This window comes from Paraburkholderia sp. EG304 (assembly GCF_046543485.1).
In the GTDB taxonomy this organism is placed as follows: Bacteria; Pseudomonadota; Gammaproteobacteria; order Burkholderiales; family Burkholderiaceae; genus Paraburkholderia; species Paraburkholderia youngii.
In genome coordinates, this window is the sequence record NZ_JBKGUA010000014.1 from 138647 (window position 1) to 163688 (window position 25042).

The 25042-nt window shown below is 62.1% G+C and carries 24 protein-coding genes and 1 pseudogene; 13 read left to right on the plus strand and 12 right to left on the minus strand.

Translation table 11 applies throughout. The annotated features are described in order from the left end of the window. The first annotated feature begins 45 nt into the window (after positions 1-45). Positions 46-1689: a Na/Pi cotransporter family protein gene (locus tag ACLFKU_RS18715; RefSeq protein ID WP_410850064.1), complete on the plus strand. Its 1644-nt coding sequence runs from the start codon at positions 46-48 to the stop codon at positions 1687-1689. Positions 1690-1719: 30 nt separating this feature from the next. On the opposite strand, the gene ACLFKU_RS18720 is transcribed toward ACLFKU_RS18715, so the two are convergent. Further along, positions 1720-2637, minus strand: coding sequence for a cupin domain-containing protein (locus ACLFKU_RS18720; protein WP_410850065.1), 918 nt, complete (start codon positions 2635-2637; stop codon positions 1720-1722). A gap of 99 nt (positions 2638-2736) precedes the next feature. On the opposite strand from ACLFKU_RS18720, the gene ACLFKU_RS18725 reads away from it, so the two are divergent. Continuing rightward, positions 2737-3486 (plus strand): SDR family oxidoreductase, encoded by a 750-nt coding sequence (locus tag ACLFKU_RS18725; protein WP_410850066.1) that lies wholly within the window; start codon positions 2737-2739, stop codon positions 3484-3486. Between the two features lie 28 nt (positions 3487-3514). Here the strand turns inward: ACLFKU_RS18725 and ACLFKU_RS18730 are convergent, their stop codons facing one another. After that, the gene (locus ACLFKU_RS18730; RefSeq protein WP_410850067.1) at positions 3515-3838 is read right to left on the minus strand and encodes an NAD(P)-binding domain-containing protein; all 324 of its coding nucleotides are present in this window, start codon (positions 3836-3838) and stop codon (positions 3515-3517) included. A gap of 43 nt (positions 3839-3881) precedes the next feature. Next, positions 3882-4622, minus strand: a complete 741-nt coding sequence (locus ACLFKU_RS18735) for an SDR family NAD(P)-dependent oxidoreductase (protein ID WP_410850068.1) — start codon at positions 4620-4622, stop codon at positions 3882-3884. A 119-nt stretch (positions 4623-4741) separates the two neighbouring features. On the opposite strand from ACLFKU_RS18735, the gene ACLFKU_RS18740 reads away from it, so the two are divergent. After that, entirely contained in the window at positions 4742-5632 is an 891-nt protein-coding gene (locus ACLFKU_RS18740; RefSeq protein WP_368583914.1) for a LysR family transcriptional regulator, read from the plus strand. A 33-nt stretch (positions 5633-5665) separates the two neighbouring features. Here the strand turns inward: ACLFKU_RS18740 and ACLFKU_RS18745 are convergent, their stop codons facing one another. Next, positions 5666-6556: a LysR substrate-binding domain-containing protein gene (locus ACLFKU_RS18745; RefSeq protein ID WP_368583915.1), complete on the minus strand. Its 891-nt coding sequence runs from the start codon at positions 6554-6556 to the stop codon at positions 5666-5668. A gap of 101 nt (positions 6557-6657) precedes the next feature. Between ACLFKU_RS18745 and ACLFKU_RS18750 the strand changes: the two genes are divergently transcribed. Continuing rightward, positions 6658-7248: a LysE family translocator gene (locus ACLFKU_RS18750; RefSeq protein WP_410850069.1), complete on the plus strand. Its 591-nt coding sequence runs from the start codon at positions 6658-6660 to the stop codon at positions 7246-7248. 65 nt (positions 7249-7313) lie between these two features. Here ACLFKU_RS18750 and ACLFKU_RS18755 read toward each other — a convergent pair whose 3' ends face one another. The 4 genes from ACLFKU_RS18755 to ACLFKU_RS18770 all read right to left on the minus strand — a co-directional run bounded on the left by ACLFKU_RS18755 (position 7314) and on the right by ACLFKU_RS18770 (position 11153). Beyond that, positions 7314-8414, minus strand: a complete 1101-nt coding sequence (locus ACLFKU_RS18755) for an NADH:flavin oxidoreductase/NADH oxidase (protein ID WP_410850070.1) — start codon at positions 8412-8414, stop codon at positions 7314-7316. 253 nt (positions 8415-8667) lie between these two features. Continuing rightward, positions 8668-8865, minus strand: a complete 198-nt coding sequence (locus ACLFKU_RS18760) for a hypothetical protein (RefSeq protein WP_368583919.1) — start codon at positions 8863-8865, stop codon at positions 8668-8670. Between the two features lie 88 nt (positions 8866-8953). Next, positions 8954-10303: an NAD(P)/FAD-dependent oxidoreductase gene (locus tag ACLFKU_RS18765; RefSeq protein ID WP_410850071.1), complete on the minus strand. Its 1350-nt coding sequence runs from the start codon at positions 10301-10303 to the stop codon at positions 8954-8956. Between the two features lie 379 nt (positions 10304-10682). Further along, complete coding sequence (locus ACLFKU_RS18770) at positions 10683-11153, minus strand: ribonuclease (RefSeq protein ID WP_410850072.1); 471 nt, start codon at positions 11151-11153, stop codon at positions 10683-10685. 281 nt (positions 11154-11434) lie between these two features. Here ACLFKU_RS18770 and ACLFKU_RS18775 point away from each other — a divergent pair, with 281 nt between their 5' ends. The 3 genes from ACLFKU_RS18775 (at position 11435) to ACLFKU_RS18785 (ending at position 15379) form a co-directional block, all read left to right on the plus strand. Continuing rightward, on the plus strand, positions 11435-12634 hold the full coding sequence (locus tag ACLFKU_RS18775) for an NnrS family protein (RefSeq protein WP_410850073.1): 1200 nt from the start codon (positions 11435-11437) through the stop codon (positions 12632-12634). Between the two features lie 882 nt (positions 12635-13516). Further along, on the plus strand, positions 13517-14260 hold the full coding sequence (gene phbB, locus ACLFKU_RS18780) for an acetoacetyl-CoA reductase (RefSeq protein ID WP_410850098.1): 744 nt from the start codon (positions 13517-13519) through the stop codon (positions 14258-14260). A 699-nt stretch (positions 14261-14959) separates the two neighbouring features. After that, positions 14960-15379: a DUF1810 domain-containing protein gene (locus ACLFKU_RS18785; RefSeq protein WP_368583924.1), complete on the plus strand. Its 420-nt coding sequence runs from the start codon at positions 14960-14962 to the stop codon at positions 15377-15379. 73 nt (positions 15380-15452) lie between these two features. Here ACLFKU_RS18785 and ACLFKU_RS18790 read toward each other — a convergent pair whose 3' ends face one another. Together ACLFKU_RS18790 and ACLFKU_RS18795 are read right to left on the minus strand one after the other, a co-directional pair. After that, positions 15453-16574, minus strand: a complete 1122-nt coding sequence (locus ACLFKU_RS18790) for a lyase (RefSeq protein ID WP_410850074.1) — start codon at positions 16572-16574, stop codon at positions 15453-15455. Between the two features lie 103 nt (positions 16575-16677). After that, a pseudogene (locus ACLFKU_RS18795) lies at positions 16678-17447 on the minus strand (zinc-binding dehydrogenase). A gap of 22 nt (positions 17448-17469) precedes the next feature. On the opposite strand from ACLFKU_RS18795, the gene ACLFKU_RS18800 reads away from it, so the two are divergent. The 4 genes from ACLFKU_RS18800 to ACLFKU_RS18815 all read left to right on the plus strand — a co-directional run bounded on the left by ACLFKU_RS18800 (position 17470) and on the right by ACLFKU_RS18815 (position 20640). Then, a complete protein-coding gene (locus tag ACLFKU_RS18800; RefSeq protein ID WP_410850075.1) occupies positions 17470-17694 on the plus strand; it encodes a hypothetical protein in 225 nt (74 codons plus the stop codon). 243 nt (positions 17695-17937) lie between these two features. Continuing rightward, positions 17938-18297 (plus strand): hypothetical protein, encoded by a 360-nt coding sequence (locus tag ACLFKU_RS18805; RefSeq protein ID WP_410850076.1) that lies wholly within the window; start codon positions 17938-17940, stop codon positions 18295-18297. A 460-nt stretch (positions 18298-18757) separates the two neighbouring features. Then, a complete protein-coding gene (locus ACLFKU_RS18810; protein WP_410850077.1) occupies positions 18758-20443 on the plus strand; it encodes an FAD-dependent oxidoreductase in 1686 nt (561 codons plus the stop codon). A 5-nt stretch (positions 20444-20448) separates the two neighbouring features. After that, positions 20449-20640, plus strand: coding sequence for a DUF2783 domain-containing protein (locus ACLFKU_RS18815; protein ID WP_013094246.1), 192 nt, complete (start codon positions 20449-20451; stop codon positions 20638-20640). 7 nt (positions 20641-20647) lie between these two features. Here ACLFKU_RS18815 and ACLFKU_RS18820 read toward each other — a convergent pair whose 3' ends face one another. Together ACLFKU_RS18820 and ACLFKU_RS18825 are read right to left on the minus strand one after the other, a co-directional pair. Then, complete coding sequence (locus ACLFKU_RS18820; RefSeq protein ID WP_410850078.1) at positions 20648-21502, minus strand: IclR family transcriptional regulator; 855 nt, start codon at positions 21500-21502, stop codon at positions 20648-20650. A gap of 5 nt (positions 21503-21507) precedes the next feature. After that, on the minus strand, positions 21508-22311 hold the full coding sequence (locus tag ACLFKU_RS18825; protein WP_410850079.1) for an IclR family transcriptional regulator: 804 nt from the start codon (positions 22309-22311) through the stop codon (positions 21508-21510). 203 nt (positions 22312-22514) lie between these two features. On the opposite strand from ACLFKU_RS18825, the gene ACLFKU_RS18830 reads away from it, so the two are divergent. Together ACLFKU_RS18830 and ACLFKU_RS18835 are read left to right on the plus strand one after the other, a co-directional pair. Further along, positions 22515-23474, plus strand: coding sequence for an MBL fold metallo-hydrolase (locus ACLFKU_RS18830; protein WP_368583930.1), 960 nt, complete (start codon positions 22515-22517; stop codon positions 23472-23474). 124 nt (positions 23475-23598) lie between these two features. Beyond that, on the plus strand, positions 23599-24924 hold the full coding sequence (locus tag ACLFKU_RS18835) for an MFS transporter (RefSeq protein WP_410850080.1): 1326 nt from the start codon (positions 23599-23601) through the stop codon (positions 24922-24924). The last annotated feature ends 118 nt before the right edge of the window (positions 24925-25042 follow it).

Genomic DNA, 25042 nt, shown 5'->3' on the forward strand with positions numbered 1-25042 from the left:
GGGCCTGAAAGATGCGCACAACAAAAACATAAGGGGAGGTGCCAGATGATCATGATCGTGCTTCATCTCGCGGGTGGCGTCGCGCTGCTGACGTGGGGCCTGCATATGGTCGAGTCCGGCCTGATGCGCGCGTTCGGCGCCTCGCTCAAGCGCTTCATGGCGAAGAGTCTCGGCAACCGGCTGAACGCGTTCTGCGCCGGGCTCGCAATCACCGGCGCGCTGCAAAGCAGCACGGCGACCGGCATGATCGCGTCGTCGTTCGCGGCCCGCGGTTTGATGCGGCCTGTTACCGGACTCGCGATCATGCTGGGCGCCAACGTCGGCTCGACGCTGATCGTGCAGGCGTTCTCGCTCGATCTGAGCTGGATTTCGCCGGTGTGTCTGCTGGTCGGCATGACGCTCTTCGAGAAGGGCAAAGGCTCGCGCAATCGTGACCTCGGCCGCGCGTCGATCGGGCTCGGCCTGATGTTGCTTGCGCTCACGCTGCTCGTCTCGACCGTGCAGCCCGCCGAGACCGCCCCTGCCCTGCGCACGGTGCTCGGCGCGCTGGCAGGCGAGCCGGTGCTGAATGCGGCGCTCGCGTGTTTGCTCACGTGGGCCGCGCATTCGAGCATTCCGGTCGTACTGTTCGTGATGTCGCTCGCCAACCTGCATACGGTGCCGATGGACACGGCGCTCGCGATGGTGCTCGGCGCGAACATCGGCAGCGCGCTCAACCCTTACTTCGAGGCCGCGAAGGGCGCCGATCGCAGCCGCCGGCGCCTGCCGGCCGGCAACCTCGTGCTGCGCGGCGGCGTGTGCCTGTTGATGCTCGCCGCGTGCTCGCCGCTCGCAACGTTGCTGCAGCAGGTCTACGGCAGCCCCGCCCGTGCAATCGCCGACATCCACACGGGCGTGAACGTGGCGATCGCGGTGGTCTTCATGGGGCTGCTCGCCCCTGTCGCGCGCCTTCTCGAACGGCTGCTGCCAGCGCCGGGCGCCGCCGAGAACGGCGACGCGCCGCGCTACCTCGACGAGGCCGCGCTGCGGGTGCCCTCCCAGGCGCTCGCATGCGCGACCCGCGAATTGATCCGGATGGGCGATATCGTCGAAGCGATGCTGTGTGCGAGCGTGCCGGTGCTGATTGCGAACGACCGGCGCGCGGTGCACGAGATCGCGGCCCGCGACGATGCGGTGGATATGCTGCACGATGCGATCAAAAGCTACGTGACCGAGGTGACGCGCGAGTCGCTCGACGACGAAGACCGGCGCTGGGCCAATGCGATCATGACTTCCGTGATCAACCTCGAACATATCGGCGATATCGTCGACAAGAATCTGATGGAGCTGGCGCAGAAAAAGATCAAGGCACAGGTGAGCTTTTCGGCCGAAGGCGCCGAGGACTTGCGCGCGCTGCACCAGTTGGTGATCGACAGTTTTCACCGGGCTCAGGCGCTGCTCGTGTCGGGAAGGACGCAGACCGCGGCGCAGCTGCTCGAAGACAAGCAGGCGCTGCGGCGTCTTGAACGCGCCGCGCGGGATGCTCATCTGGACCGGTTGCGCGAGGGCAAGCCCGACAGCATCGCGTCGAGCTCATTGCATCTCGACGTGCTGCGCGATCTCGTGCGGATTCAGTCGCACATCTGCGCGCTCGCCTATCCGCTGCTCGAGTGCGAGGCAGCTAACGATGGCGATGCGCAGGTCGCGTGAGGCGAGATACGGTGCTTGCGCTGCGGAACTTCATCGAGCGGCGACGACATTCGCTGCGTCTCGCGCATACTGCGTCGGCGGCAGTCCGACATGACGCGTGAACGCGACGCTGAATGCGCTCGCCGAGCTGTAGCCGACACGTTCCGCGACCGCCGCGATGCTGACTTCGCTCTGGCGCAGCAGGTTCTTGGCGATAGCCATGCGCCACGACAACAGATACTCCATCGGTGCGACGCCGACTGCGCGGCTGAATCGATCGAAGAAAGAGGACCGTGAAAGCGCGGCGGCCTTTGCGAGTTGTGCGATCGTCCAGGGCTGGTGCGGGCTTTCGTGCATATGACGGATCGCGAGCGCGAGGCGGGGATCGGCGAGGCCGCGGACGAGTCCGGGCGATGCCCCGGTTCCAGTGGCTCGCAACGCTTCGATGAACAGCACCTCGAGCAGTCGCGCCAGCACGACCTCGCGCGCGGGCCGCTGCGCGCGCGATTCTTCCCTCACGAGCTTCACGAGTGTCGCGAGCCTGCGTTCACCGCGCACGTGCACGAGCTTGGGCAACAGCGAGACGAGCAAGGCCGCGTCCGGCGAACCGAACGCGCAGAGGCCCGCAAGCCATTGGGCTTCTGGCGCGCCCGATGCATCGCCGAAACGAAAACTGCCGTCGGGCAGCGCCGCGGGCGCGCTACTGGACACGTCGTCATCGTCGGGCGGATCGCTGCTCGTCATCGTGAAACTGAAAACTTCGGGCACGAGCACGAAGTCATCGGCCTGAAGAATCAGCGGCTCGCAACCATTGACGGATAGCCGCAGCGATCCTTCGAGCACCACGCAGTAGAACGGCTGGCCGACTTCCGTTCGGCTCGCGCGCCAGCGCCCGGCGCCGCTGAGCACTTTCGAGAACGTGGGGGTCGGCTTGAGCAGTGTGACGATTTCGGCGAGCGGGTCGATCATGATCGGACGATTTCGAATGAAACCTGGACGCTCGATTGTAGCGAGTCCTCGCGGTCAGGACTTATTGTGTCGGGACTGTCACCAACCACAGGATTCGACATGAAGACCGTCTTGATTACCGGCTGCTCGTCCGGCTTTGGCCTCGAAATCGCGCGTTATTTTCTGGATCGCGACTGGCGCGTGATCGCCACGATGCGCACGCCGCGTGAAGACGTGTTGCCGCGCTCCGATCGTCTTTCGATTCTCGCCCTCGATGTGACGGACCCGCAAAGCATTCGCGCGGTCATCGATGCAGCAGGTCGGATCGACGTGCTCGTCAACAATGCGGGTATCGGCTTTCTGAATGCGCTCGAAGGCACGCCGATGGACACCGTGCGCGATATCTTCGAGACCAATACGCTCGGCACCATCGCGATGGCGCAGGCCGTGTTGCCGCAGTTGCGCGAGCGCCGCGAAGGGGTGATCGTCAATGTGACGTCGACCGTCACGTGCAGACCGCTGCATCTGCTGTCGGTCTACACCGCGAGCAAGTCCGCGGTCAACGCGTTCAGCGAATCGCTCGCGCTCGAACTGGAGCAGTTCAATGTGCGCGTGCGGGTCGTGCTGCCGGGACGCGCGCCCTCCACCCGCTTCGGCGACAACGCGCGGGCACGCATGAAAGACGGATTTCCCGAGCCGTACGACGCGCTCGCGCAGCAGGTTTTCGCGAGGTGGGAGAAAGAAACGGCCGTCACGCATGCATCGGATGTCGCCGAAGCGGTTTGGCTCGCCGCGACCGATTCATCGAGCCCGTTCAACATCCCCGCCGGCGAGGACGCTATCGAGTGGTACCAGGCTAGCACCAAGTAGCACGCCGGGCAAAACGTCTTCGCGGTCTTCACCTCGCGGCATTAAGCAGACCCATCAGCTCATCCGGCGAGATGCTGTCGTTGTCGATCGCATCGACAACGACCTTGTCCCGCCTGGACAGCTGATCGCCAGTGACGGTGTGGGCACGAAACGGCACGGCGAGGATCATGACCTCCGTGCTGGGCGCAGCTTGCAAAGTCATGGCCGTAACCTGCGCACCGAGTTGCTTTGCCATTGACTCGATCGACTCAGCGCATTGCGCGTTGACGACTCCAATAGCCATGCCACTGCCGGCGAGCTCGCGGCCAAGCGCCGCTGCGAGTTTGCCTGGATCGATAGTTGAATACGTCATGGTGCATTCCTTCCGATGTCGGACTCGAGTCTGCGCGCAACCCTCAAACCTGGCCGATGCCGCCGTCATTCATCAAATCGGCACCCGTCATATAGGAGCTCTGTTCTGAGGCGAGAAAGAGCGCCGCGCTCGCCATCTCCTCGGCGCGGGCGAGTCGGCCGATCGGGACCATGCTCTTGTACATGCTCACCAGATCCTCGCGTGTCGCCGACTGGGAATCGAGTATCGGTGTGTCGGTGACACCAGGGCTCAGCATGTTGACGCGAATGCCGCGATCCTTGAATTCGGCGGCCCAGGTGCGAGCATAGGAACGCAACGCGGCCTTCGTCGCCGCGTAGGCGGTGTGCCCTGGGATGCCCATCACGTGCATGGCCGACGAAACCAGGATGATCGATCCGCCACCCGTCATCATCGGCAGCAGCTTTTTTACCAGAAATACGGGGCCGCGCGCCATCAGGTTGAATGCCTTGTCGAAATGCTCAGGCGTGATGGTGTCGATCGAAGCCTGCTCGGTAAAGCCCGCGTTCGACACGATGATATCGACGACACCTTTTTCGTCCCTGACTGCCGCAGCGACATCATCGAGGTCATCGAGATTCGCGGCGTCGGCCCGAATAGCGGTAACGTTGCGTCCGATCAGTTTGGCGGCCTCGTCGAGCTGGGCTTGCCGACGGCCGAAGATAAAGACGTGAGCGCCTTCGGCGACGAACCGCTGGGCGATCGCCAGGCCGATACCCGTCGTTCCGCCGCTAATGACAGCGATCTTGCCTGCGAGAGTATTCATTGAAACTTCCGTCTGTTGGTAAAGGAAGTCCCATCGTAATTGCGGCCCCGACGAATGATAATCGGCGGATTTATCATAAGATCCATTCACCGAGAGAATAGGCCCACGAGAGAAATGCAATGGATCGGTTTCACGAATTGAACGCTTTCTTCGCCGTTGTCGAAGCGGGCGGCTTTTCCGCCGCGGCGCGCAGAACCGGCGAGTCACAGTCCGCCATCAGCAAGTCGATCGGCGCGCTGGAAAAGCGCCTCGGCGTACTGCTATTCAACCGCAACACACGCAGCGTGACCTTGACCGATCAGGGGCAGAAATACTACGAGCGGACCAAGCCGTTGCTCGACGAGATCGAGGTGGCCGACAGCGAACTATCCAGCAGTACGCTGGATGTCTCGGGCCTTGTGCGGATCGCCTGCGCTTCTACATTCGGCCGCCTGCACGTTCTTCCGCTGATTCCCGAACTGCTGTCGCGCCATCCCGGTCTTCGGGTCGATCTTGTGTTGTCGGATTTCGTGCGCGATATGGTGGAGGATCGAATCGATCTCGCGATTCGAGTGGGCTCCGTCAACGATCCGGATTCGGTCGTGAAGCGGATTGCCAGCACTCCGCTGGTCTGCGTCGGATCGCGTCGCTATTTCGAGCAATACGGTGTACCGAAGGAACCTACGGAACTCGCCAATCACAATTGCCTGCTCTACGGTGGTCTACTGGAGTCGGCGAACTGGCCGTTTCATGGGCCACGTGGCCGGTTCAGCGTACCGGTGCGAGGCAACCTGTCGTCGAATAGCGTCGAGACGATCCGCTCGGCCGTGCTCGCGGGCGTGGGAATCGGCCTCTTCGCAAAGCTCTCGCTGGCCGACGAACTCAAGCATCCGGATATCGTGACCGTGCTAGACGATTTCATTCGGGACGCGCGTGATGTGAGCATCATCTGGCCGCGGCGACGTTTCGTGCCTGCGCGCGTGCGCCGGGTCACTGATTTTTTCGCGGCTGCGCTGCCGCAGCGCTTGTAGGAATGCTCCGGAGCGCACCTCAGACGCAATACGTCACGCAATGTTCGCTAGCGGCGCGCGTCGCGTGCCTGCGTCGCTCGACATCGACTCGCGTACATGGCGCGCGAATTCCTGCGCCGCTGGCTGAACCGTCGCGGGCAAGCGCAGACAGATCGCGAACGGAGGCAGTGCAGGCAAGCCGCTTACGCGAGGTGTGAGCGTCTCCAGATCGGCCGGCACCGTGGAGGCGAGCCAGCTCGTGACCGCGAGGCCCGCGCGCACCGTTGCGGCGGTCGCCTCGATGTTTCCGCTCTCGAACACCGTGCGCCACGCGATGCCCTCGTCCGCGAGCGCGCCGAGCACCACCGAACGGAAAGCGCAACGCTCGTCTACCATCGACAGCGGCAACGGCCGCTTCTGCCACGCCTCACTGCCGCGCCCGTTGACCCAGACCAAAGGCTCGATGCAGACCACTTCACCTTCGGCTTCGCTCGCGACATATTCGACCAAGGACACGTCCACGCGACCGCTATTCACCGCCTCGCTCAGTTCCGGCGACGCCGCGCACATCAACGTTATTTCGACGTGCGGATGGGCGTCGGCGAATGCCTTCATCGCGGGCGCGAGCCGCGTCACGAGATCGTGGGGCACGCCCACACGCAAGGCGCCGCGCAACGGCTGCGCGGTCATGTCGGCCCAGATTTCATCGTTCAGCTGAAGCAGCTTGCGCGCCTTCACGAGAAACTGCTCGCCCTCGCGCGACAGTTCCAGCCGGCGCGTCTTGCGAACGAACAGAAGGCAATCCAGCACATCTTCGAGGCGCTTCACCTGCTGGCTGACGGCGCCTTGCGTCATGTGCAGCAGATTCGCAGCGACCGTCATGCTGCCGCTATCGGCGACGGCAACGAAGGTGCGGATCAGATCGAGGTCGAGGTTTCGGTTCATCTATGCATTATGTCGCGTAATGTACCGCATCAATATTATTAGCTTTCACGATGCTTTGACGATCCGTACAGTGCAAGTTCTTTGATTTCCAATCTGCACCGATGACCTCGATACTGCCGCTTCTGCTCTTCGTCGCCGTCGCCACCGCGACGCCCGGTGGCGCGACCACGCTCGCCACCGCCTCGGGCGCACGCTTCGGTTTCGTACGCTCGATACCGCTGATGCTCGGCATCGCTCTGGGCCTCGCGCTGCTCGCTGCGCTCGCCGCGCTCGGGCTGGGCGGTCTGCTTCTGGCGCTGCCGTCGCTGCAAACGGCGGTGAAGGCACTCGGCTCGGCCTATCTGCTATGGCTCGCGTGGCGCATCGCGCGCAGCGGGCCGCCAAACGCGGGCGACGGCCCCGCGCGTCCGGTTACGCTCGTCAACGGTTTCCTGCTGCTCTGGCTCAACCCGAAAGGCTGGGCGATGACGGTTGGCGCGGCGGCGTCGTTCGCGCTGCTCGCAAACAACCCGAACCGCCTCGCGATGCTGCTCGGTGCAGCATTCGGAGTGGCTGCGTGCGCTTCGCTCGCACTGTGGTGCGCGCTCGGCGTGCTACTCTCGCGGCTCTTTCGGACCCCACACCACTGGCGCGTTCTCAATCTCGCGATGGGCGTGCTGCTCGCCGCATCCGTCATCCCGACCTGGCGATAAGCCTGAAGCGGCGTTCGTCGATATGTCGAATCATTGGTCGCCGCCCCATTGCCGGCGAAACCGACTCAAACGAACACCTTTCGCAGCCGACTGGGCTGAGAGCGGAGATACTGCTTCGGCGCCCTGACTTGAGTCCCAAAGTGAGCGGCAGCATGCCAGGGCCAGCGAGGGTCAAAGAGCACGGCCCGAGCAAGCGCGATCAGATCGGCGTCTCCGGTGCTGAGAATTGATTCGGCCTGTTCGAATTCGGTGATCATGCCGACGGCGATGACTGGGAGCGTGGTCGCCTGCTTCACGGCCCGCGCGAAAGGAACCTGATAGCCAGGCCCGAGCGGAATTTGCGCAGCTGGGTTCGAACCGCCACTTGAGACATTGATTGCGGCACAGCCTCTCGCCTCCAGCGCGTGGACAAGAGCGATCGCGTCCTGCACGGACCACCCGCCCTCCACCCAGTCGGTAGCGGATACCCGCATCGTCACAGGGCGATCATGCGAAAACGCTTCTCGCACGGCTTCGAAAACTTCGAGTGGAAAACGCATCCGGTTTTCCAATGAACCGCCGTATTCGTCGTCCCTGTGATTTGACAGAGGCGAGAGGAATTGGTGGAGTAGATAGCCGTGCCCACCAAGGATCTGAATGAAATTCAACCCGAGCCGGGAGGCACGCTGCGCTGCGGCAGAGAACGCGTCGCGAATGGCGGCCAGGCCATCGCGGCCCAAGGCGGTGGGTGGTGTCTCACCGGCGGCAAAAGCGACCGGGGATGGGCCGTAGGTGTGCCAACCATTCGCGTGATCATAGGGAATCTGTGCGCCGCCGTCCCATAGTTTCTGCCGAGACCCTTTTCGGCCAGCATGGTTGAGCTGGATTCCCATCGGCGTGTCAGACCACCGCCGAATGCCGCGCAGCACTCGTGCCATGGAGGCTTCGCAGTCGTCCGAATAGAGCCCGACGTCACCATAGCTGGTGCGTCCGTCGGGGGTGACCGCGGTGCCCTCGATCGTGAGTGCCGCCGCACCTGAAAGCGCCAGTTGGCCGAGGTGAATCAGGTGCCAATCGTTCATCTGGCCGTCTTCGGCGGAGTACTGGGCCATCGGGGCGATCACGATCCGGTTGGCTAATTCGAGGTTGCCGACTCGTATCGGCGTGAATAGCGTTGGCTGGCTCATATCGACCCCTTGACTCAACGCCACCGCAAACCTGGCTGACTCCGCGAATTCTGATGACCTCGGCTAATGACGGCGCTATTGCCTGCGAGAGTGAACATGGAGATCTGCTGTCTGGTGATGGATGACAGCCAGATCGTAGTGGCAAGCTAAAGGAGTGATAATTCGCAGATTCTTCATAAGGCCAATTCCCGACGAGAATAGCCGTGGGGTCCGGCGCGATCGGTGAATTGGCCGTTTTATGAACCGAAGCGCGTCAGTTGTAGCCGAGCACAGCGGCAGACGACACGTCCGGCCTCTCAGGTACATTCGAGGCGATCGTCGATGCCGTCGATGCAAGAAACGATCGGTACACGGAGCGCGCCCGATTTTCAGAGCCATCCTTGCCGTTGCGAGCGCGCGTGGCGCCACTGTTCGAGTCGACGCTGAAAGGCGATTGGTCGAAGCTGTTCATGGTGTTCTCTCCGTCTTGCTGTTGTTTGGAATCGGTCGATTTATTTGTCACGGCCAGACCCTTCTGGCCATTTACAACGAACTGTTGCTCAGTGCAGTTTGACGTGCGGCGCCGTGCTTCGACGGAGCCGATGCGCGAGGGTATTGACGATCATGCGTGCGTAGCCATGCAGCGCGGCAACGTGCATCCGATACAGCGACAGGTACATGAAGCGAGCAAGCAGTCCGTCCACGAGCATGCTGCCGCCGATAAGCCCTCCCATCAGACTCCCCACCGCATTCGCATGCCCGAGCGACACGAGCGAGCCGAGATCGCGATAGGCAAACTCCGGAAGCTTTTGCCCCTCGATGCGTCGCCCGAGTGCCTTGACCAGAAACGATGCCTGCTGATGAGCCGCCTGGGCGCGCGGGGGCACATTGCGCTCGAAGCCCAACCAGGGACACGCCGCGCAATCGCCGAATGCAAAGATATGGTCGTCCAGCTCGGTTTGAAGCGTGCGACGCACACTGAGTTGTCCCAGATGATTGACTGTCAGACCATCGAGCGTTGAAAGCACCGCGGGCGCCTTGATGCCCGCGGCCCACACAGTGAGATCCGCCCGTATCGTCTTGCCGTTTTTCGTGCGGATAAGTCCGGGCGTGACTTCCGCGACCCGCTCGTCGACCATCAACTTGACATTGAGTTTGCCCAGCAATCTTGCAGCCGCGGTGGACACGCGCTCTTTCAACGCGGGCAGAATCCGCGGCCCTGCTTCAATGAGCACGATGCCGACGTCGTGTGTGGGGTCGAGCCGATGCAAGCCATACGATGACAGTACCTTCGCGGTATTGCGCAATTCAGCGGACAATTCCACGCCGGTAGCGCCACCACCAACGATCGCGACCTGAACACGAGGCGCGCGTTCGCCAGGCACTCCACCCGCTTCCCGCTCACTCGCGTCTTGTGTTTGTTCGGCGCGAATGCAGGCTGCAATCAGACGCTTTCTGAAGCGTTCCGCTTGAGCGACGTTGTCAAGCGCGAGCGAGTTCTCCGCCGCGCCCGGCACGCCGAAGTAGTGCGTTGTGCTACCGATGGCCAGAATCAACGAGTCGTACTCGATTCGGCGCGGCGGTATCAGTTCGGTTCCGTCGTCGTCGAGCAGTGGCGAAAGAAGAACGTGTCTCGAGCCGCGATCCAGTCCGACGAGTTCGCCCTGGATGAACTGGAAGCCGTGCCACTGTGCTTGCGCGGCATACGCCAGTTCCTGTGCGAAGGGATCGAGACTTCCCGCTGCGACCTCGTGCAACAGAGGCTTCCAGATATGCGTCGGGTTGCGGTCGATCAACGTAATGGACGCACGTTGCGCCCCGCCTCTTCGTCGACCGCCATAACGATCGCCTAGCCTCGTTGCGAGTTCGATGCCACCCGCCCCTCCTCCCACGATCACAAAACGATGCATGCAGATTCTCCCTGGTCGACGACGCGCGGTACGGAAATCCAACACAACGGTTGAGAACCACTATCGCAGATGCCCGACGGCGGGAAAATCTCATAGTTCTGATGGCTGCCTTCAGGTTTTCTGATCGACTGATCGCACCGTCTGAAAACCGCTTGAGATCGTCTGCTGGGAGATACGGATCGTTGTCAACGCGGACCTATCGGAGAACTTCGGTCAGCGCCAATGGGACGCGGTGGCCGCCGCCATAGAGTTATCCATTGCTCAAATGCGACGAGCGCATCATCGCTGGCGCGATCGGGATTGATCGCTAGCGCACAGTCAGGAGCGCGGGGTTAATGCTTTCGTCAAACGTGCGGCGCTCGTGCAGGTGATTCCGTCTTTATTCTGCAATGCGCTTAAAGCTGGCGTAGTAATCGTCGGTGTAATAGCACTCGCCGAGCTGCTTGCGCGGCCCGCCACAGACGATCCGGCGCTGCCCGCGATCCGTCGCACCAGGTGTGCGTACCGTATAGGTGTGGTAGTAACCGCGCGGATGTTTCGGCAGCAAACCCGCGGTGTTACGAAACAGGACGCCATCATCGCTAAACGGGAAGGGACCGCCTGCTTTGATCAGCCGCAGCGTTTCGGCAGCCTCGGCCGGCAGCTGCGCCTTGGTGACGGTGACCAGCGCCACCGTGCCTTGCGCGCCTGAGGCGGCGGCCGCTTCGCTCGCGCCTGGTGCAGGTTGAACCGGCGCCGAGCTCGCGGATGCGCCCGATGCCTCAGTGGCGTTTTGCGGTCCCTGCTTGCCGCATCCGCCGAAGATCACGCTCAATGCGACGATGCAGGAGAAAGCTGACGCTCTCTTCACGGAACGGTTCTCCCTTCGTTGACCAGCGCCCGACGACCAGGATAGATGTAAAGGTATCGCTAATGACGGGGCGAATCAACGTTCGGTCGGAAATTGGCACTTTTCCATGACAACCAGGCCGATGTGTTCCACCGCGCGTAATGGTGCCGTTGGTAAGGCTCCGTCTGCGGGACGCCATGGGGAGGGCAGACGGCTACGCTGGCGCGAACATTCGTCGCATGTGGCGAAAAGGTCCTGCGTGTATAAGATGAATCACCGCCTAGTCGCCGTTTGGAGCAGTCATGAAGCGGACCATCAGGATCGCATCAGGTCAAGTCGACACACCGCCCCGCATCGCTCTGTGGGCGCTCGGATTCAGGCCTTTCTATCTGGTCGGCGCTCTGTTCGGCTGTCTTGCGATGCTGCTCTGGCTCGGCGCGCTGGCAGGCTGGCCGTTGCTGGACTCCACGTCCTACATGTCGGGAACGCTGTGGCACGTTCACGAAATGATCTTTGGATTTGGCGCCGCAATCGTCACCGGATTTCTGCTGACAGCGGTTCGCGCGTGGACCAGCACGAATCCCGCGCATGGCGCGAACCTCGCGGCGCTGCTGCTTCTTTGGCTTGCAGGCCGGATCATGATGTGGAGCGCTTCGGGTCCGGTTGGCGTCGTCGTGGACGTGGCGTTTCTGCCGGTGGTTGCGCTCGTTCTGTTGCGCGTGCTGCTGAGGGCGAAGAATCGGCACAACGTCTTTCTGCCGGTCGCGCTCGGACTGCTCGCGCTTCTCAACGTCCTCTTCCATGTGTGGGCGAGCCATGGTCACGGTGACTGGGCGCTGCGCAGTGCGTGGCTCGCGGTCGGCATGCTCGTTCTGTTCGTGACGGTGATCGGCGGGCGCATCATTCCGTCGTTTACTGCCAATGCCGTTCCGGGCTTTAGCGCGAAACGCTGGCGATTCGTCGAAGCGACCGTCATTCCGGCGACGCTGCTCGCGTTTCTGCTGGACTCGCTGGGTGCGCCGTGGGCGGCAATCGTTGCTGCGTCCGCCGCAGCGGCGGCGCTCCACGGGCTCCGGCTCAGCGGATGGCGTTCGTGGCGCGTAGGCTATCGCGCTATCCTCCTGATCCTCCATATCGCCTACGCGGGAATCCCATTGGGCTTCGTGATGCTGGCACTCGGCGCGCTCGGCGTCGCTCCGCATTCGCTCGCGATTCATACCTTCACGGTGGGAGTCATTGGAACCGCGATCATCGCGATGATCACGCGCACCGCGCGCGGACACACCGGACGCGAACTCGTGGCCGGTAAGGTCGAGATCGCCTGCTACGGTCTATTCGTTCTGGCAACTTTGGTTCGGGTACTCGGCCCCTGGCTCGCGCCGCAGTTCACGATGGCCTGGATATACGCATCCGGTCTGTGCTGGGTGACCGCGCTGGTTCTCTATTGCGTCCGCTACGCCGCGTGGCTTGTCCTCGCCCGTGCCGATGGCAAGCAGGGTTGAAGACCGGGTCCTCCTCGAAGCGGCTAGCAAGTGAGATCCGTCGTAGCCGCTTCGAACGCCTTCACTTCGCCCCGACGCCGACAGTCATGATACGCGTCATGTCCAGACAGCAAGTCGCGATTCATCCGGCATAGCTGAGTGCGTCAGGCGTTACTGATTATTCGTCGTGCGCTCGCGCTCGCGGCGTTGCCATCGAACCCGTCGAAACAGAGTCTCCTTCCCACGCGGTAAGCATCGACGCCGACGGTCTCGATGACCGAGTGCGGGGCCGCGTCGTCGATATGAACCATCCGGTTTTGTGGTCGAACGCCCGTGCGCACGAACGATCGTTCGCACTAGCTGGAAGGACACTGGGGGCAATAGTCAGTAGGCCAACAGTGTACAAAAACTACATTTCCTTCATTGCAAATATGTAGTTTTTCTACTACTATCGCCTCGTCGGTCGAATCTTCGGCCGTTGCGATACCTAGCCGACACGGTGCGCCTATCGCAATCGAACGACAGCGAATGGCTTATCTGTATCCTTGATTGTTACCGGTAACATAAAGACACGGTAAGCGCACGCGAGGCGCGTCTTCTTGTTGAATCAGGTCTACGTCGAACCTGCTTTCGCAGTTTCATCTGATTAATTAGTCATGCAAATAACATTTATCAGAAGCGGAGTTCTCGTCCCGCCTGATCAGCAGACGAATGGTGCCCAACCGGCAAGGCAGACCGTGCTATTTGTCCGCAACAGAGACACAGAACCGACTCATTTCCGCCGGACGACCCGACGCGATCCAGGTCGCGGCAATACGTTGTGCCAAAGCAATGGCGCGTTGTGCGAGACGGCCATTGGGTTATTCACGTTCCTCGCAGATATGACGATCACGGATGGAAAGAATGACGAAACGAATTGCCGTAGTGACTGGCGGTATGGGTGGTCTGGGAGAAGCGATCAGTACGAAACTGCACGATGCAGGTTATGCGGTGGTAGTCACGTACTCGCCGAACAACACAGGCGCGGCTGCATGGCTCGCGAACATGGAAGCTCAAGGCAGGAATTTTCGCGCGTATCCGGTCGATGTGGCCGACTACGATTCATGCCAGCACTGCGCAGCCAAAATTCAGTATGAAGTCGGCCCGGTCGACATTCTGGTGAATAACGCCGGAATCACCGAGGACATGACGCTCCGGAAGATGAACAAGGTCAACTGGGACGCAGTCATCCGCACCAACCTGGATTCGGTGTTCAACATGACGAAGCCGTTGTGCGAGGAGATGGTCGCGCGGGGTTGGGGACGCATCGTCAACGTTTCGTCCGTCAATGGCTCGAAAGGGTCGATCGGCCAAACCAACTACGCGGCAGCCAAGGCCGGCATGCACGGCTTCACGAAATCGCTGGCGCTGGAAGTAGCGCGTAAGGGCGTTACCGTCAACACGGTCTCGCCGGGTTACCTGGCCACGAAGATGGTCACGGCGATTCCTCAGGAGATCCTCGATGCGAAGATCCTCCCGCACGTTCCCATGGGGCGTCTGGGCAAGCCCGAGGAAGTCGCGGCGCTCGTGCTTTACCTCTGCTCGGACGACGCCGGCTTTGTGACCGGCGCCAATGTTGCGATCAACGGCGGCCAGCACATGCAGTAACAGTCGCGCGCCCCCGCGCCAGCCGGTTCATGCAGAGACACCGCACGAGCCGGCCCGAACAGCATATGCAACACACCTATGCCTCGCTGAGAGGAACGCGTCATGAGTGAAACCTCGATAGGCCTGGTTATCGGAGGCACGGCGCTCGGTGTCGCAATGTTCATGGTCGCTAGCCACTATCGCCGCGAGCGAATGCGGGCACGAATGCTGCGGGAACTGAATTGTCACGATCCGTGGCATCAAACGCGCGCGCGAAAGTGATTGCACCGCCGAACATCGATATCCACAAGCGCAAACGATTGCTGAAAGAAGCAGGCTCAACTGACGCCTGACGTACAGACCGGATTCAGTCGGTCACCACATTGAGAGAAGTGGATGAAAACTACAAGCAGAAAACTTTCTGGAGACAGAGCGAGCCCCTATTCGCCGCAGACTGCCGAGGATGCGATTTCCCATCTCGAACGGGTCCTGTCGGCGGGTGCCGCGCAATCTCTGTTCACCGGCGTCTACTGGCGCGCGCGGGTTCAGCAACTGAGCGCTACACGAGGGCTGACTCCATTGCAGCGAGCAAGGCTCGTGAGACTACTCAAGTCGCTTGCATTGCCGGGACGGGGCGAAGATCGATCGTAGACCTGTACCGTCATGCGCGCGAGAATCATGATTCAACGATAGGTTTTCACGTTTGCAGCGGAGTACGAAATGGACGATCCCTACGACCTTCAACGCTTCCTCGATGCACAGGACCCGGTCTACGCCCAGGCATGCGATGAACTAAAGCATGGACGTAAGCGAAGCCACTGGATGTGGTTCGTGTTTCCTCAAATCGAGGGGCTCGGCATGAGCGCAATGGCTCAGCGATTCGCACTTTCGTCGCTGGCCGAAGCGCAAGCATACCTGCGCCACCCGATACTCGGCCCACGGCTGCGCGAAGCGACACAACTGGTCAACCTCGTCAAAGACCGCTCCATCGAGGAGATTTTCGGGTATCCGGATCACCTCAAGTTTCGCTCGTCGGTGACGCTGTTCTCGCGTGCCTCGAACGACAACGATGTATTTGTCGAAGCTTTGCGCAAATATTTCGGCGGCGAAGCCGATCCGCGAACCCTCGAGCTGCTCTAGGCCATTTTTAGTAACGGGCCCGCGCACGTGGGCCGCGACGGACTGCGCATTCCGGTCTCGGTGCAGTGTGGCGTCACTGCCGGCCGACATCGGCTGCACGGGACCGGTAAAGCAGCAGATGATCATTCGCGGATTCCGACAGCCAGACCTCGCCTGGACGGCCCATCATCTGGCGCACGTTCGCGTGGTCACGCGGCAGTGGCAAGACGTCGAACCGCTCGGTACGCGGATCGAAGCGCACCAGCGCATTAGCGCTCCATTCACTGAGCCAGACGATGTCCTGGTCGTCGACGAATATTGCGTACGGGTGCGGACCGTTGCCGGGCAGTCGCCATTCTCGCCATTGATGCGTCGCGGGATCGAATACACCGACTTTTCCGGCGTTCCACTCGCTGACCCAGACGCGCCCGCTGGAATCGGCCCAGACGCGGCGCGCGCCCTGATTCGCGGTTGGCGGCTCGATGACCTGTGCCGCGCCCGTCGTCCGGTCGATCCGACCGAGGTAACTTCCCGCCAGCGAAGCGAAATACAGATCCCCAGTGCGCGTCACGCAGATACCGTAGGGCCCGGCGCCGCGTGGAGCATCGAAGACGCGCATGCGCGCGCTTTGCGGATCGAGCTCGCCGTAGATACCACTTTGCCCGGTAAACCACAGATGCCCCTGCTTGTCGAACACGGCGGTATTCAGATTGGCGTCGGACCGGTCCTTGGGCAGCGGAAAACGCGTGACGGCGAGCGTCTTCGGAGCGACGCGCACGATTGCGTTCTGCCCGCCGTCAGTGACCCACGCTGCACCATCGGGGCCGACGACCACGCCATGTGGCGCCGATCCGGTGCCGAGCGCAATCGTGTCGATTTTGCCGCTGCGCGGGTCCAGGCGCCCGGCCGCTCCCCGTGCCTGCGCGGTGTACCACACGGTGCCGTCATGCGCCGGTGCGACGTCATGCGGTGCGCTGCCGGCCGGCAAGGCGAAACTTTCGAACGATGACGGCCGCTGTGCTTGCGCATACGCGAGGCCAAGGTTGCCCGTACTCATCGCGCAAGCAATGGCGTAGATCGCCAAGGCAATCACAAACCGGGCGGTCGATCGCAGGGCAAACTTCGTTGCACGAAGTCGTTCGAGCGCCGCATGCCGCAGAAGGAATGCGAACATCCACCAAAGGAGCCCCGCGAGTAACAGCAGAAGAATCAGCATCGGCGGTCTCCGTCGCTGTCTGTGTCAGCTAACGTATCACGAATGCCACTTGCCGAGCTCAACCCCACGCTTCAGTGCTTGGCAGCGCTCTACGCGTCTGCTTTCAGCCGATCTCGATCACCGCCTTCCTTGCCTGCCGACGCTCCTCCAGCGCCACATGCGCTTCGTCGACGTTGTCTAGCGTATAGCGACCATTGATCTCGACATTGAGCGCACCTTGCCGGATGGCAGCGAACACATCGTCCGCGCGACGCTGCACCGTGGCCGCATCGGCGAGATGATCGGCGAGCCGCGGACGCGTGCGAAACAGCGAGCCCGCCTCGCCCAGTTCGTAGGGATCGAGGTCGCGCATCGGCCCCATAACCGAACCATAGTTGATGATCAGGCCGCGCACGCGGACGGCGCGAAAGCTATCGCGCAAGGTGGTCTTGCCGACCGCATCGAATACCACATCGACGCCCCTTCCAAGGGTCAACCCGCGAATCCGATCAGCGAAGGCTCCGTTTTCATAGAGCATCACGTGATCCGCGCCGCGCGCTCGCGCGATAGCAGCCTTTTGCGGCGTACTCGTCGTCGCGAACATTTCCGCGCCTGACGCCTCGCAAGCTGCACGAGCAACTGTCCGATGCCTCCCGACGCCGCATGCACGAGACACGTCATGCCCGCTTCGAGCTTCGCCACGTCTTCGATCAGGTAGTGCGCCGTCGAACCCTGAAAGATCGATGCAGCCGCAATGTCGTAGCGGATATCGGCGGGCAGGCGCGCGAGCCGGGCGGCGGGCACGATCGCAAAGTCGGCGTATGCGCCCCACGATATGCACCATGCCACGCGATCGCCCGCGCAAAGCGACGTCACACCTGCTCCCGTCCAGATTCATGAATATGGCGGTCCCGAGGTGCTGCGCCGCGTCGAGCTCGACATACCGAAGCCGGGTTCCGGCGAGGTGCTGGTGCGGGTCGCCGCGGCGGGGGGCAACTTCATGGACATCCACACGCGGCACGGCCAGTATCGCGATTCACGCTCTCGCGTAAACCCGTCTCCATTGGTTTCGTTGAATGATCGTCTGCACAACTGCGTAAATCAACACGCGGAGGTCCGCCGGAAGGGCAATCAGCGGTGACACCGCCAGGTCAGGCACCAAATCCGGCTCTGCCAATAGAGGGTTTACCCTGGCAAATTCCGCTGAAAGCTATTTGAAATGAAGGTGGCCTTCGTTAGAATGAGTCCTGTGCTGAGACAAATCCGAAAGAGTCCATCAGCGCCTCGCTGTACCGGAGGCAACCGCAGTCGGCTGACAACCTCACATCACTTCAGAAGGCAGTCGTCATTATTCAGTAGACCTCAATTGAACGGAGAGTAAATCATGAGCCGCCTTACCAACCGAATCGCCACAACGCTCGTCGTGCTCGGCCTGATGACTTCGGGCGCAGCTATCGCGCAGCAGCCAACCGCGACCGCGCCCCCGGTCGCAGAGGTTGCTACCGTACCGGCGACTACCCACAATGACCCTATCGTTCAGAAGCGAAACGAGATTCGCGAGGCCAACCGCGAACAACGCGCCCGGACCGCGGAAGCCAGAAAGGCATTCAGGGCTGAAGCTCGCGACGCCCGGCAAGAACGCAACCAGGCGGCGAGCGAGTCCCGCGACCGCGCACGCGCGGCCTTGGCTGAATCGGCACAACCTGGCACGACTCAGGCCGGCGCGGCGCATACCACCCAATGAGTCATAAACGCTACGGGGTTTGTTCAGGAAGAGCGGGCGACGGTCCTCAGCGGAGAACAATCCAATCAAAGATGATCAGTCGATACCCGGCCCTTCCTACCAGCGGAGCCCTCGCATGTGCGAGTGGCTCCGCATTTTTTATATGGCCGTTTTAGCAACTTCACCGAAGCATGCCGGCCGGCCACCTCACTCAAAACCCGAACTGTGCGACGCAGTCAACGAGGTTTGCAGCCTGTTTCCTCAAGCTCCCCACCGCCGCGGCGTTTTACTCGACGAGCGCTGCGTTGCGCTCCGTAGTTTTGTCCATCTGATTGACCGCCTGCGCACGCGGAATGCAAACCGCACCAGGGTAAATACAGATTCGAGCGCTCCCAAAGCTTTATAGAATGAGCAACATTAGCAAGGAGCAATAATGCTTGCTATAGATTAATCGAAGATATCCCGCAGAACCGGAGACGCCATGCAGATCGACTACCAAACGATGCGGTTCGACTACGAGCGAGCCGCCGACCACGATGCCGGTGCCCCGCTCACCTATCCGGTCGTCGTGATCGGCGCTGGCCCGGTCGGCTTGTCCGCGGCCATCGATCTGGCCCAGCAGGGCGTTCGCACCGTGCTGCTCGACAACGACGACACGCTGTCGAGCGGGTCGCGCGCAATCTGTTTTGCGAAGCGCACGCTGGAAATTTTCGACCGGCTCGGCTGCGGCAAACAGATGGTCGACAAAGGCGTGAGCTGGAACGTCGGCAAGGTGTTCCTGCAGGACGAGTTGATCTATACGTTCAATCTGCTGCCAGAAACAGGCCACGCGCGACCTGCGTTCATCAACCTGCAGCAGTACTACGTCGAAGGCTATCTGGCAGATCAGGCGAAGCAGACCGCGAATCTGCAGATGCGCTGGAAAAGCAATGTGATCGGTGTGACCCAGCAAGACGACTATGTCGAGTTGCAGGTCGAAACGCCGGACGGCATTTATCCGATGCGCGCGCAATACGTGGTCGCCGCCGACGGCGCGCGCAGCGCGGTGCGCAAGACGCTCGGTCTCGACAGCCACGGTCGCACCTTCAAGGACCGCTTCCTGATCGCGGATGTGAAAATGAAGGCGCCGTTTCCGACCGAACGCTGGTTCTGGTTCGATCCGCCCTTCCATCGCAATCAATCGGTACTGCTGCACAGGCAACCCGACAACGTCTGGCGCATCGATTTCCAGCTCGGCTGGGACGCCGATCCGGTCGCGGAGAAACAGCCTGAAAAAGTGATTCCGCGCGTGAAAGCGCTGCTCGGCGACGATGCCGAGTTCGAGCTCGAATGGGTCAGCGTCTACACGTTTTCGTGTTTGCGGATGGACAGCTTCCGGCATGGCCGCGTGCTGTTCGCGGGCGATTCGGCGCATGGCGTATCACCGTTCGGCGCGCGCGGCGCGAATAGCGGCGTGCAGGACGCCGACAATCTCGCCTGGAAGCTGCGCCTCGTCGTCAACGGCGACGCGCCGCCAACGCTGCTCGATACCTATGCATCGGAGCGCGAATATGCGGCGGACGAAAACATCCTGAACTCATCGCGCGCCACCGACTTCATCACGCCGAAAAGCGCGGTCTCGCGGATGTTCCGCGACGCCACGCTCAAGCTCGCGAAGGAGTGCCCGTTCGCGCGGCGCATGGTCAACAGCGGCCGTCTGTCGGTGCCGGCGATTCTGCGTGACTCGCCGCTGAACACACCCGACGCCGACGCGTTCACCGGCGCGATGGTGCCCGGCGCAGCTAGCACCGACGCGCCCGTCAAGCTCGCTGGCGAAGACGCCTGGTTTCTGAATCAGACCGGACATGGCGGCTTCACGGGTGTGCACTTCTGCGGCCAGGGAGACGACCCGGCGAAATGCGCCGAACAGCTTCGCGCGCTCGCATCTCTGGCGGTGCCGGTCCGCTCGTTGATCGTCGTGCCGCGTGGAGCGGCCGTGACCGCTCTGCCGGACATGCCTCACGTCACGGTGATCGAGGACGTAGAAGGCATCGTCACGCATCGCTTCGATGCGCGGCCTGGCACGTTTTATCTGCTGCGTCCGGACCAGCACGTCTGCGCGCGCTGGCGCGCTCTCGACACCGCATCGGTCACCAAGGCCGTGGATCGCGCAACCTGCAACGGATAACCATCATGACCAAGCTGAACATCGAAACGAACATGGCCGATCCCGATGCGTTCTATGAAAAACTCATCGACGCGCACAACGGACTGACCGACGAGCAAAGCCACTTCATGAACGCGAAGCTCGTGCTGCTGCTCGCGAACCACATCGGCGATGCCGACGTGCTGCTCGAAGCGCTCGCGCTGGCGCGCGCGGACTGAATGAGGTTCAGCGCCCGATCCAGCCGAACCGCCACGACAGCCGTCGTGTCGTGGCGAGCAGCGTCTGCGCGGTCGCGCCGCCCACGCTGAAGTCGGAGCCGCCCGACGGACCGATCACCGCGACCACCAGACTGACGCTGCCCGTGTGATCGAACACGGGCGCGGCCAACGCGCCGATGCCCGGCACCGGCGCATCGAGTGCGTCATCGATACCATCCTCCCGCACCTTCGCGCGGCGTGCCAGATAGGCCGGGACCAATGACGGCGCGCCCTTTTTCGACGACACGAACACCTCCGCGGCCGGCGCGCCAGCAAGTCTGATCGATTCCTGCGACAACAGCCCGGCCAACACGTCGTCCGCGAGATGCGCGGCGAACACGCGCCCTATCGCCGTGTTGACGAGCGACATCACCGTGCCTACGCGCAGGCTCACGTGCTGCGGTCGCGCCGATTCTTCGAAGCGGATAACGGTAGGTCCCAAAGGTCCAAGAATCGCGACCGCGACGCTCATGCCGGACTCCGCCGCGAGCGTCACGATCTCCGGTTCGGCATCGCGAATCGGCGACATGCGCTGCAACGCGATCAGGCCGAGTTCCATGCCGAGCGGTCCCGCGCTGAAAAGACCCGCGTCGTCGCGGCTCAGCAAGCCCACCTTGAGCAGACTCACCAGATGCGGAAACGCCTTGGCAGCGGGCATATCGGCGGCGGCGGCCAGATCGCGCAGCGACAGCGGACGGCCGGCGGCAACGAGCGCCAGCAGGAGATCACCGGTGTTGTCGAGCGCGCTGATGCCGCGCTGAGCTTTCGTATCGCTGAGTGGGGGCGTGTTCGCGTCGGACGCGTCCGGGGTTTCGATCTGCATGATTCTCAGGTGGGTGTGACCAGCGCTTCGGTGATGCGTCGGGAAGTGTCGAGCAACTGACGTGCGACCGCGCCATCCCACGCGACGTCGATCGAGCCCGACGATCCGATCGCCGTCAACGCGAGTTGCATCCGTTGGTCGCCATCGAACACCGGCACACTCAGACTGCTGATGCCCGGGCTCGGCGCATCGATGCCGCGCTCGATGCCGCGCGCGCGGATCTCATCGAAGCGCTCGCGCCATTCGGCGCTGGCCGGCCCTTTGGCGCCGCGGCTGCGCGCCGGTGCAGGCTCCGCCGCTTGCGCCTGGCTTCGCGCCATTTCCGCGACCTGCTCGGGCGCGCAGAACGCGCAGAAGACGCGGCCCGTCGAGGTCGCTTCGAGCGACATCACCGTGCCGATGTGCAGATTGACATGCAGTGGCGCACCGCTGCGCTCGTATCGCACGATGGTCGGTCCCTGCACGCCCGCCACGCAGATCGCCACGCAAAGACCGATCCGCTCGGCGAGCGCAGCCGCGTGGGGCGCCGCGATGCGATAGACGGGCTGCTGTTCGATATGCATCAGGCCAAGCCGCAACGATAGCGGGCCCGGCTCGTAGTTTCCGGTCAGCGCGTCGCGTTTGACGAGGCCGAGGCGCGTCAGGCTCACCAGATACGTATGCGCCTGCGCCGACGAAAGTTGCGCCTCGCCGGCCAGTTCGGTCAGCCCGAGCGGTTCGCGCTGTCGCGCCAGCGCCTGCAGCAGCCGTCCGCCGACCTCGACGCTTTGAATGCCCCGCTGTTTCTTTTCGCTTGTCGTATCAGCCATCGTGTTGTCCGACCTTGCCCTACAAGAGTTTCGGCCCGTTCGGTGTCGCCCGTGGAAGGCCTAGATGGTATCCGATCGGACCGTGCCGACCAACCAACGGAGTTTACCCTAGCTTAGTCAATGACAAGGTATTTTGTCATTGACAAATATCCACGCGACGACGACTATTAGTCATCCCCCAACGAGTCGTGACGGAGACAGACATGGCGAAGGCTTTCGCATCCCAGGCCGACCTGGAAGAAAAGAAGATCACGTGGACCCAATTGTCGGAAAACGCGTATGCGTACACGGCCGAGGGCGACCCTAACTCGGGCGTGATCATCGGCGACGACGGCGTGCTGATCGTCGACACCACCGCCACGCCGGCCATGGCGCAAGACCTGATCGCGAAGATCCGCAGCGTCACCGACAAGCCGATCAAATACGTCGTGCTGTCGCACTATCACGCGGTGCGCGTGCTGGGTGCGTCGGCGTACTTCAAGGAAGGCGCGCAGCAGGTGATCGCCAGCCGCGGCACCTACGAAATGATCGTCGAGCGCGGCGAAGCGGATATGAAGTCGGAGATCGAACGCTTCCCGCGCCTTTTTGCAGGCGTCGAAACGGTGCCCGGCCTGACGTGGCCGACGCTGGTGTTCGAAAAGGAAATGACGCTCTTTCTCGGCAAGCTCGAAGTGCGCATCGCGCATCTCGGCTCGGGCCACACGAAGGGCGACACGATCGTCTGGCTGCCGTCGCAGAAGGTGTTGTTCTCCGGCGACCTAGTCGAGTACGACGCGGCCTGTTATTGCGGCGACGCGCAACTCGAACAATGGCCGGCAACGCTCGAAGCATTGCGCGCGCTGAATGCGCAGAAGCTGGTGCCGGGTCGCGGCCCCGCACTGCTGTCGCCGGCGGAGGTAAACAAGGGCCTCGACTACACCAAAGACTTCGTGACCACGCTGTTGCAGGCGGGCCGCGATGCATTCAGGGACAAGCTCGATCTGAAGGGCGCGATGGCGCTCACGCGCAAGGCGATGGACCCGAAGTTCGGCAACGTCTTCATCTACGAGCATTGCCTGCCGTTCGACGTGTCGCGAGCCTACGACGAAGCAAGCGGTATCAGCCATCCGCGCATCTGGACCGCGCAGCGCGACAAGGAAATGTGGGACGCGCTGCAGAGCTGATCGCCCCACGCACTCCGGGAAAGACCCTCCGGTCTTTCCTTATCCCGTTCAAACCATGAAGGCGCGCTAGACGCCTCGGGCGCGCTCGTCTTCGCACAGGCGCGCTTGGCACCTGGAGCGAGACATGCAGCATTCCCTCGATGGCAACGTCATTGGCCACGCCGCGTCGGTCGCGAGCGACGATTCGATGTTCAGAAAGGTCGCGTGGCGCATCGTGCCGTTTCTGTTTCTTTGCTACGTCGTGTCGTTTCTGGACCGGATCAACATCGGCTTCGCGCAATTGCAGATGAAGCATGATCTCGGCTTCAGCGACGCGATGTACGGACTCGGCGCAGCCGTGTTCTATGTCGGGTACGTTCTGTGCGAGGTGCCGAGCAATATTCTGTTGGCCAAATACGGCGCGCGTAAAACCTTCATGCGGATCATGCTGCTGTGGGGCATCGCGTCGATGTGCATGATGTTCGTGTCGAAGCCCGCGCACTTCTACGTACTGCGCTTCATGCTGGGCGTGTTCGAGGCGGGCTTTTTCCCCGGCATCGTGCTGTACTTGACGTACTGGTTTCCGGCCAGCCGGCGCGCCGCCGTGATTTCGGTGTTTTTCGCAGGCGTGGCGGTCGCGGGCGTGCTCGGCGGACTTTTCTCCGGCTGGATCATGCGCGACATGAGCGGCGTGCTGAACCTGTTCGGATGGCAATGGATGTTTGCGATCGAAGGCGCACCGGCTGTAATTCTCGGACTCCTGTCGTGGCGCTTTCTGCTCGACAAGCCGCACGACGCGAGCTGGCTCACGCAGGCTGAAAAGGATCGGCTCGTCGCTCTGTGCGCGCAAGGCCAGGGGAAAAACAGTGGGCGTGACGGTCGCAGCTTCGCTGCGGCGTTGCTCAATCCGCGCGTCTATCTGTTCGCGTTCATCTATTTTTCGCTGACCTGTGCATCGCTGACGCTCAACTTCTGGATGCCGTTGATGATCCGTGATTTCGGCGTTCAGGATGTGGTCGCGGTGAGTCTCTATACGGTGGTGCCGAATGCGATCGGCGCGGTGGGTCTGATTCTAGTTGCGCGCCGCTCGGATCGAACAGGGGAACGGCGGAAACATTTCGCTTTCTGCACCGTGGTCGGTGGTCTCGCGCTCGCGGCGCTTACACTGCACCTGAACAGCTTTGCCGCGATGCTGGCAATTTTGTCGCTGGCCTCTGTGTTGATCTTCGCGGCGCTGCCAATCTTCTGGGCCGTTCCTACCAGCTATCTGTCTGGCAAAGCGGCTGCGTCTGGCATTGCGTTCATTAGCAGCATTGGCATCACGAGCGGCATCGTCAGCCCGTGGGTGATCGGGCAGATACGCACGGCGACGGGCAGTATGGATCTCGCCGTCTATATTCTTGCTGGGCTGCTTGTGCTTAGCGGGGGCGCGTTGATGGCGGGCGTCAAAGGCGATGTGATGCGACGGTGATGCGTGATTGACTGGTTGTCGCTGGCGTCGCAGAGTCAGGTTGCGCGCCGCGAAACGAGTGTTCGCGCCGCAATCGGGATAGACGATCCTTCAGGCACGGCTAATGCAGATCACGATG

What these genes read in the sequence shown, in the direction of transcription:
- ACLFKU_RS18715 (WP_410850064.1), top strand. Translation starts at nt 46, where the DNA reads ATGATCATGATCGTGCTTCATCTCGCGGGTGGCGTCGCGCTGCTGACG.
- ACLFKU_RS18720 (WP_410850065.1), bottom strand. Translation starts at nt 2,637, where the DNA reads ATGATCGACCCGCTCGCCGAAATCGTCACACTGCTCAAGCCGACCCCC.
- ACLFKU_RS18725 (WP_410850066.1), top strand. Translation starts at nt 2,737, where the DNA reads ATGAAGACCGTCTTGATTACCGGCTGCTCGTCCGGCTTTGGCCTCGAA.
- ACLFKU_RS18730 (WP_410850067.1), bottom strand. Translation starts at nt 3,838, where the DNA reads ATGACGTATTCAACTATCGATCCAGGCAAACTCGCAGCGGCGCTTGGC.
- ACLFKU_RS18735 (WP_410850068.1), bottom strand. Translation starts at nt 4,622, where the DNA reads ATGAATACTCTCGCAGGCAAGATCGCTGTCATTAGCGGCGGAACGACG.
- ACLFKU_RS18740 (WP_368583914.1), top strand. Translation starts at nt 4,742, where the DNA reads ATGGATCGGTTTCACGAATTGAACGCTTTCTTCGCCGTTGTCGAAGCG.
- ACLFKU_RS18745 (WP_368583915.1), bottom strand. Translation starts at nt 6,556, where the DNA reads ATGAACCGAAACCTCGACCTCGATCTGATCCGCACCTTCGTTGCCGTC.
- ACLFKU_RS18750 (WP_410850069.1), top strand. Translation starts at nt 6,658, where the DNA reads ATGACCTCGATACTGCCGCTTCTGCTCTTCGTCGCCGTCGCCACCGCG.
- ACLFKU_RS18755 (WP_410850070.1), bottom strand. Translation starts at nt 8,414, where the DNA reads ATGAGCCAGCCAACGCTATTCACGCCGATACGAGTCGGCAACCTCGAA.
- ACLFKU_RS18760 (WP_368583919.1), bottom strand. Translation starts at nt 8,865, where the DNA reads ATGAACAGCTTCGACCAATCGCCTTTCAGCGTCGACTCGAACAGTGGC.
- ACLFKU_RS18765 (WP_410850071.1), bottom strand. Translation starts at nt 10,303, where the DNA reads ATGCATCGTTTTGTGATCGTGGGAGGAGGGGCGGGTGGCATCGAACTC.
- ACLFKU_RS18775 (WP_410850073.1), top strand. Translation starts at nt 11,435, where the DNA reads ATGAAGCGGACCATCAGGATCGCATCAGGTCAAGTCGACACACCGCCC.
- phbB (WP_410850098.1), top strand. Translation starts at nt 13,517, where the DNA reads ATGACGAAACGAATTGCCGTAGTGACTGGCGGTATGGGTGGTCTGGGA.
- ACLFKU_RS18785 (WP_368583924.1), top strand. Translation starts at nt 14,960, where the DNA reads ATGGACGATCCCTACGACCTTCAACGCTTCCTCGATGCACAGGACCCG.
- ACLFKU_RS18790 (WP_410850074.1), bottom strand. Translation starts at nt 16,574, where the DNA reads ATGCTGATTCTTCTGCTGTTACTCGCGGGGCTCCTTTGGTGGATGTTC.
- ACLFKU_RS18805 (WP_410850076.1), top strand. Translation starts at nt 17,938, where the DNA reads ATGAGCCGCCTTACCAACCGAATCGCCACAACGCTCGTCGTGCTCGGC.
- ACLFKU_RS18810 (WP_410850077.1), top strand. Translation starts at nt 18,758, where the DNA reads ATGCAGATCGACTACCAAACGATGCGGTTCGACTACGAGCGAGCCGCC.
- ACLFKU_RS18815 (WP_013094246.1), top strand. Translation starts at nt 20,449, where the DNA reads ATGACCAAGCTGAACATCGAAACGAACATGGCCGATCCCGATGCGTTC.
- ACLFKU_RS18820 (WP_410850078.1), bottom strand. Translation starts at nt 21,502, where the DNA reads ATGCAGATCGAAACCCCGGACGCGTCCGACGCGAACACGCCCCCACTC.
- ACLFKU_RS18825 (WP_410850079.1), bottom strand. Translation starts at nt 22,311, where the DNA reads ATGGCTGATACGACAAGCGAAAAGAAACAGCGGGGCATTCAAAGCGTC.
- ACLFKU_RS18830 (WP_368583930.1), top strand. Translation starts at nt 22,515, where the DNA reads ATGGCGAAGGCTTTCGCATCCCAGGCCGACCTGGAAGAAAAGAAGATC.
- ACLFKU_RS18835 (WP_410850080.1), top strand. Translation starts at nt 23,599, where the DNA reads ATGCAGCATTCCCTCGATGGCAACGTCATTGGCCACGCCGCGTCGGTC.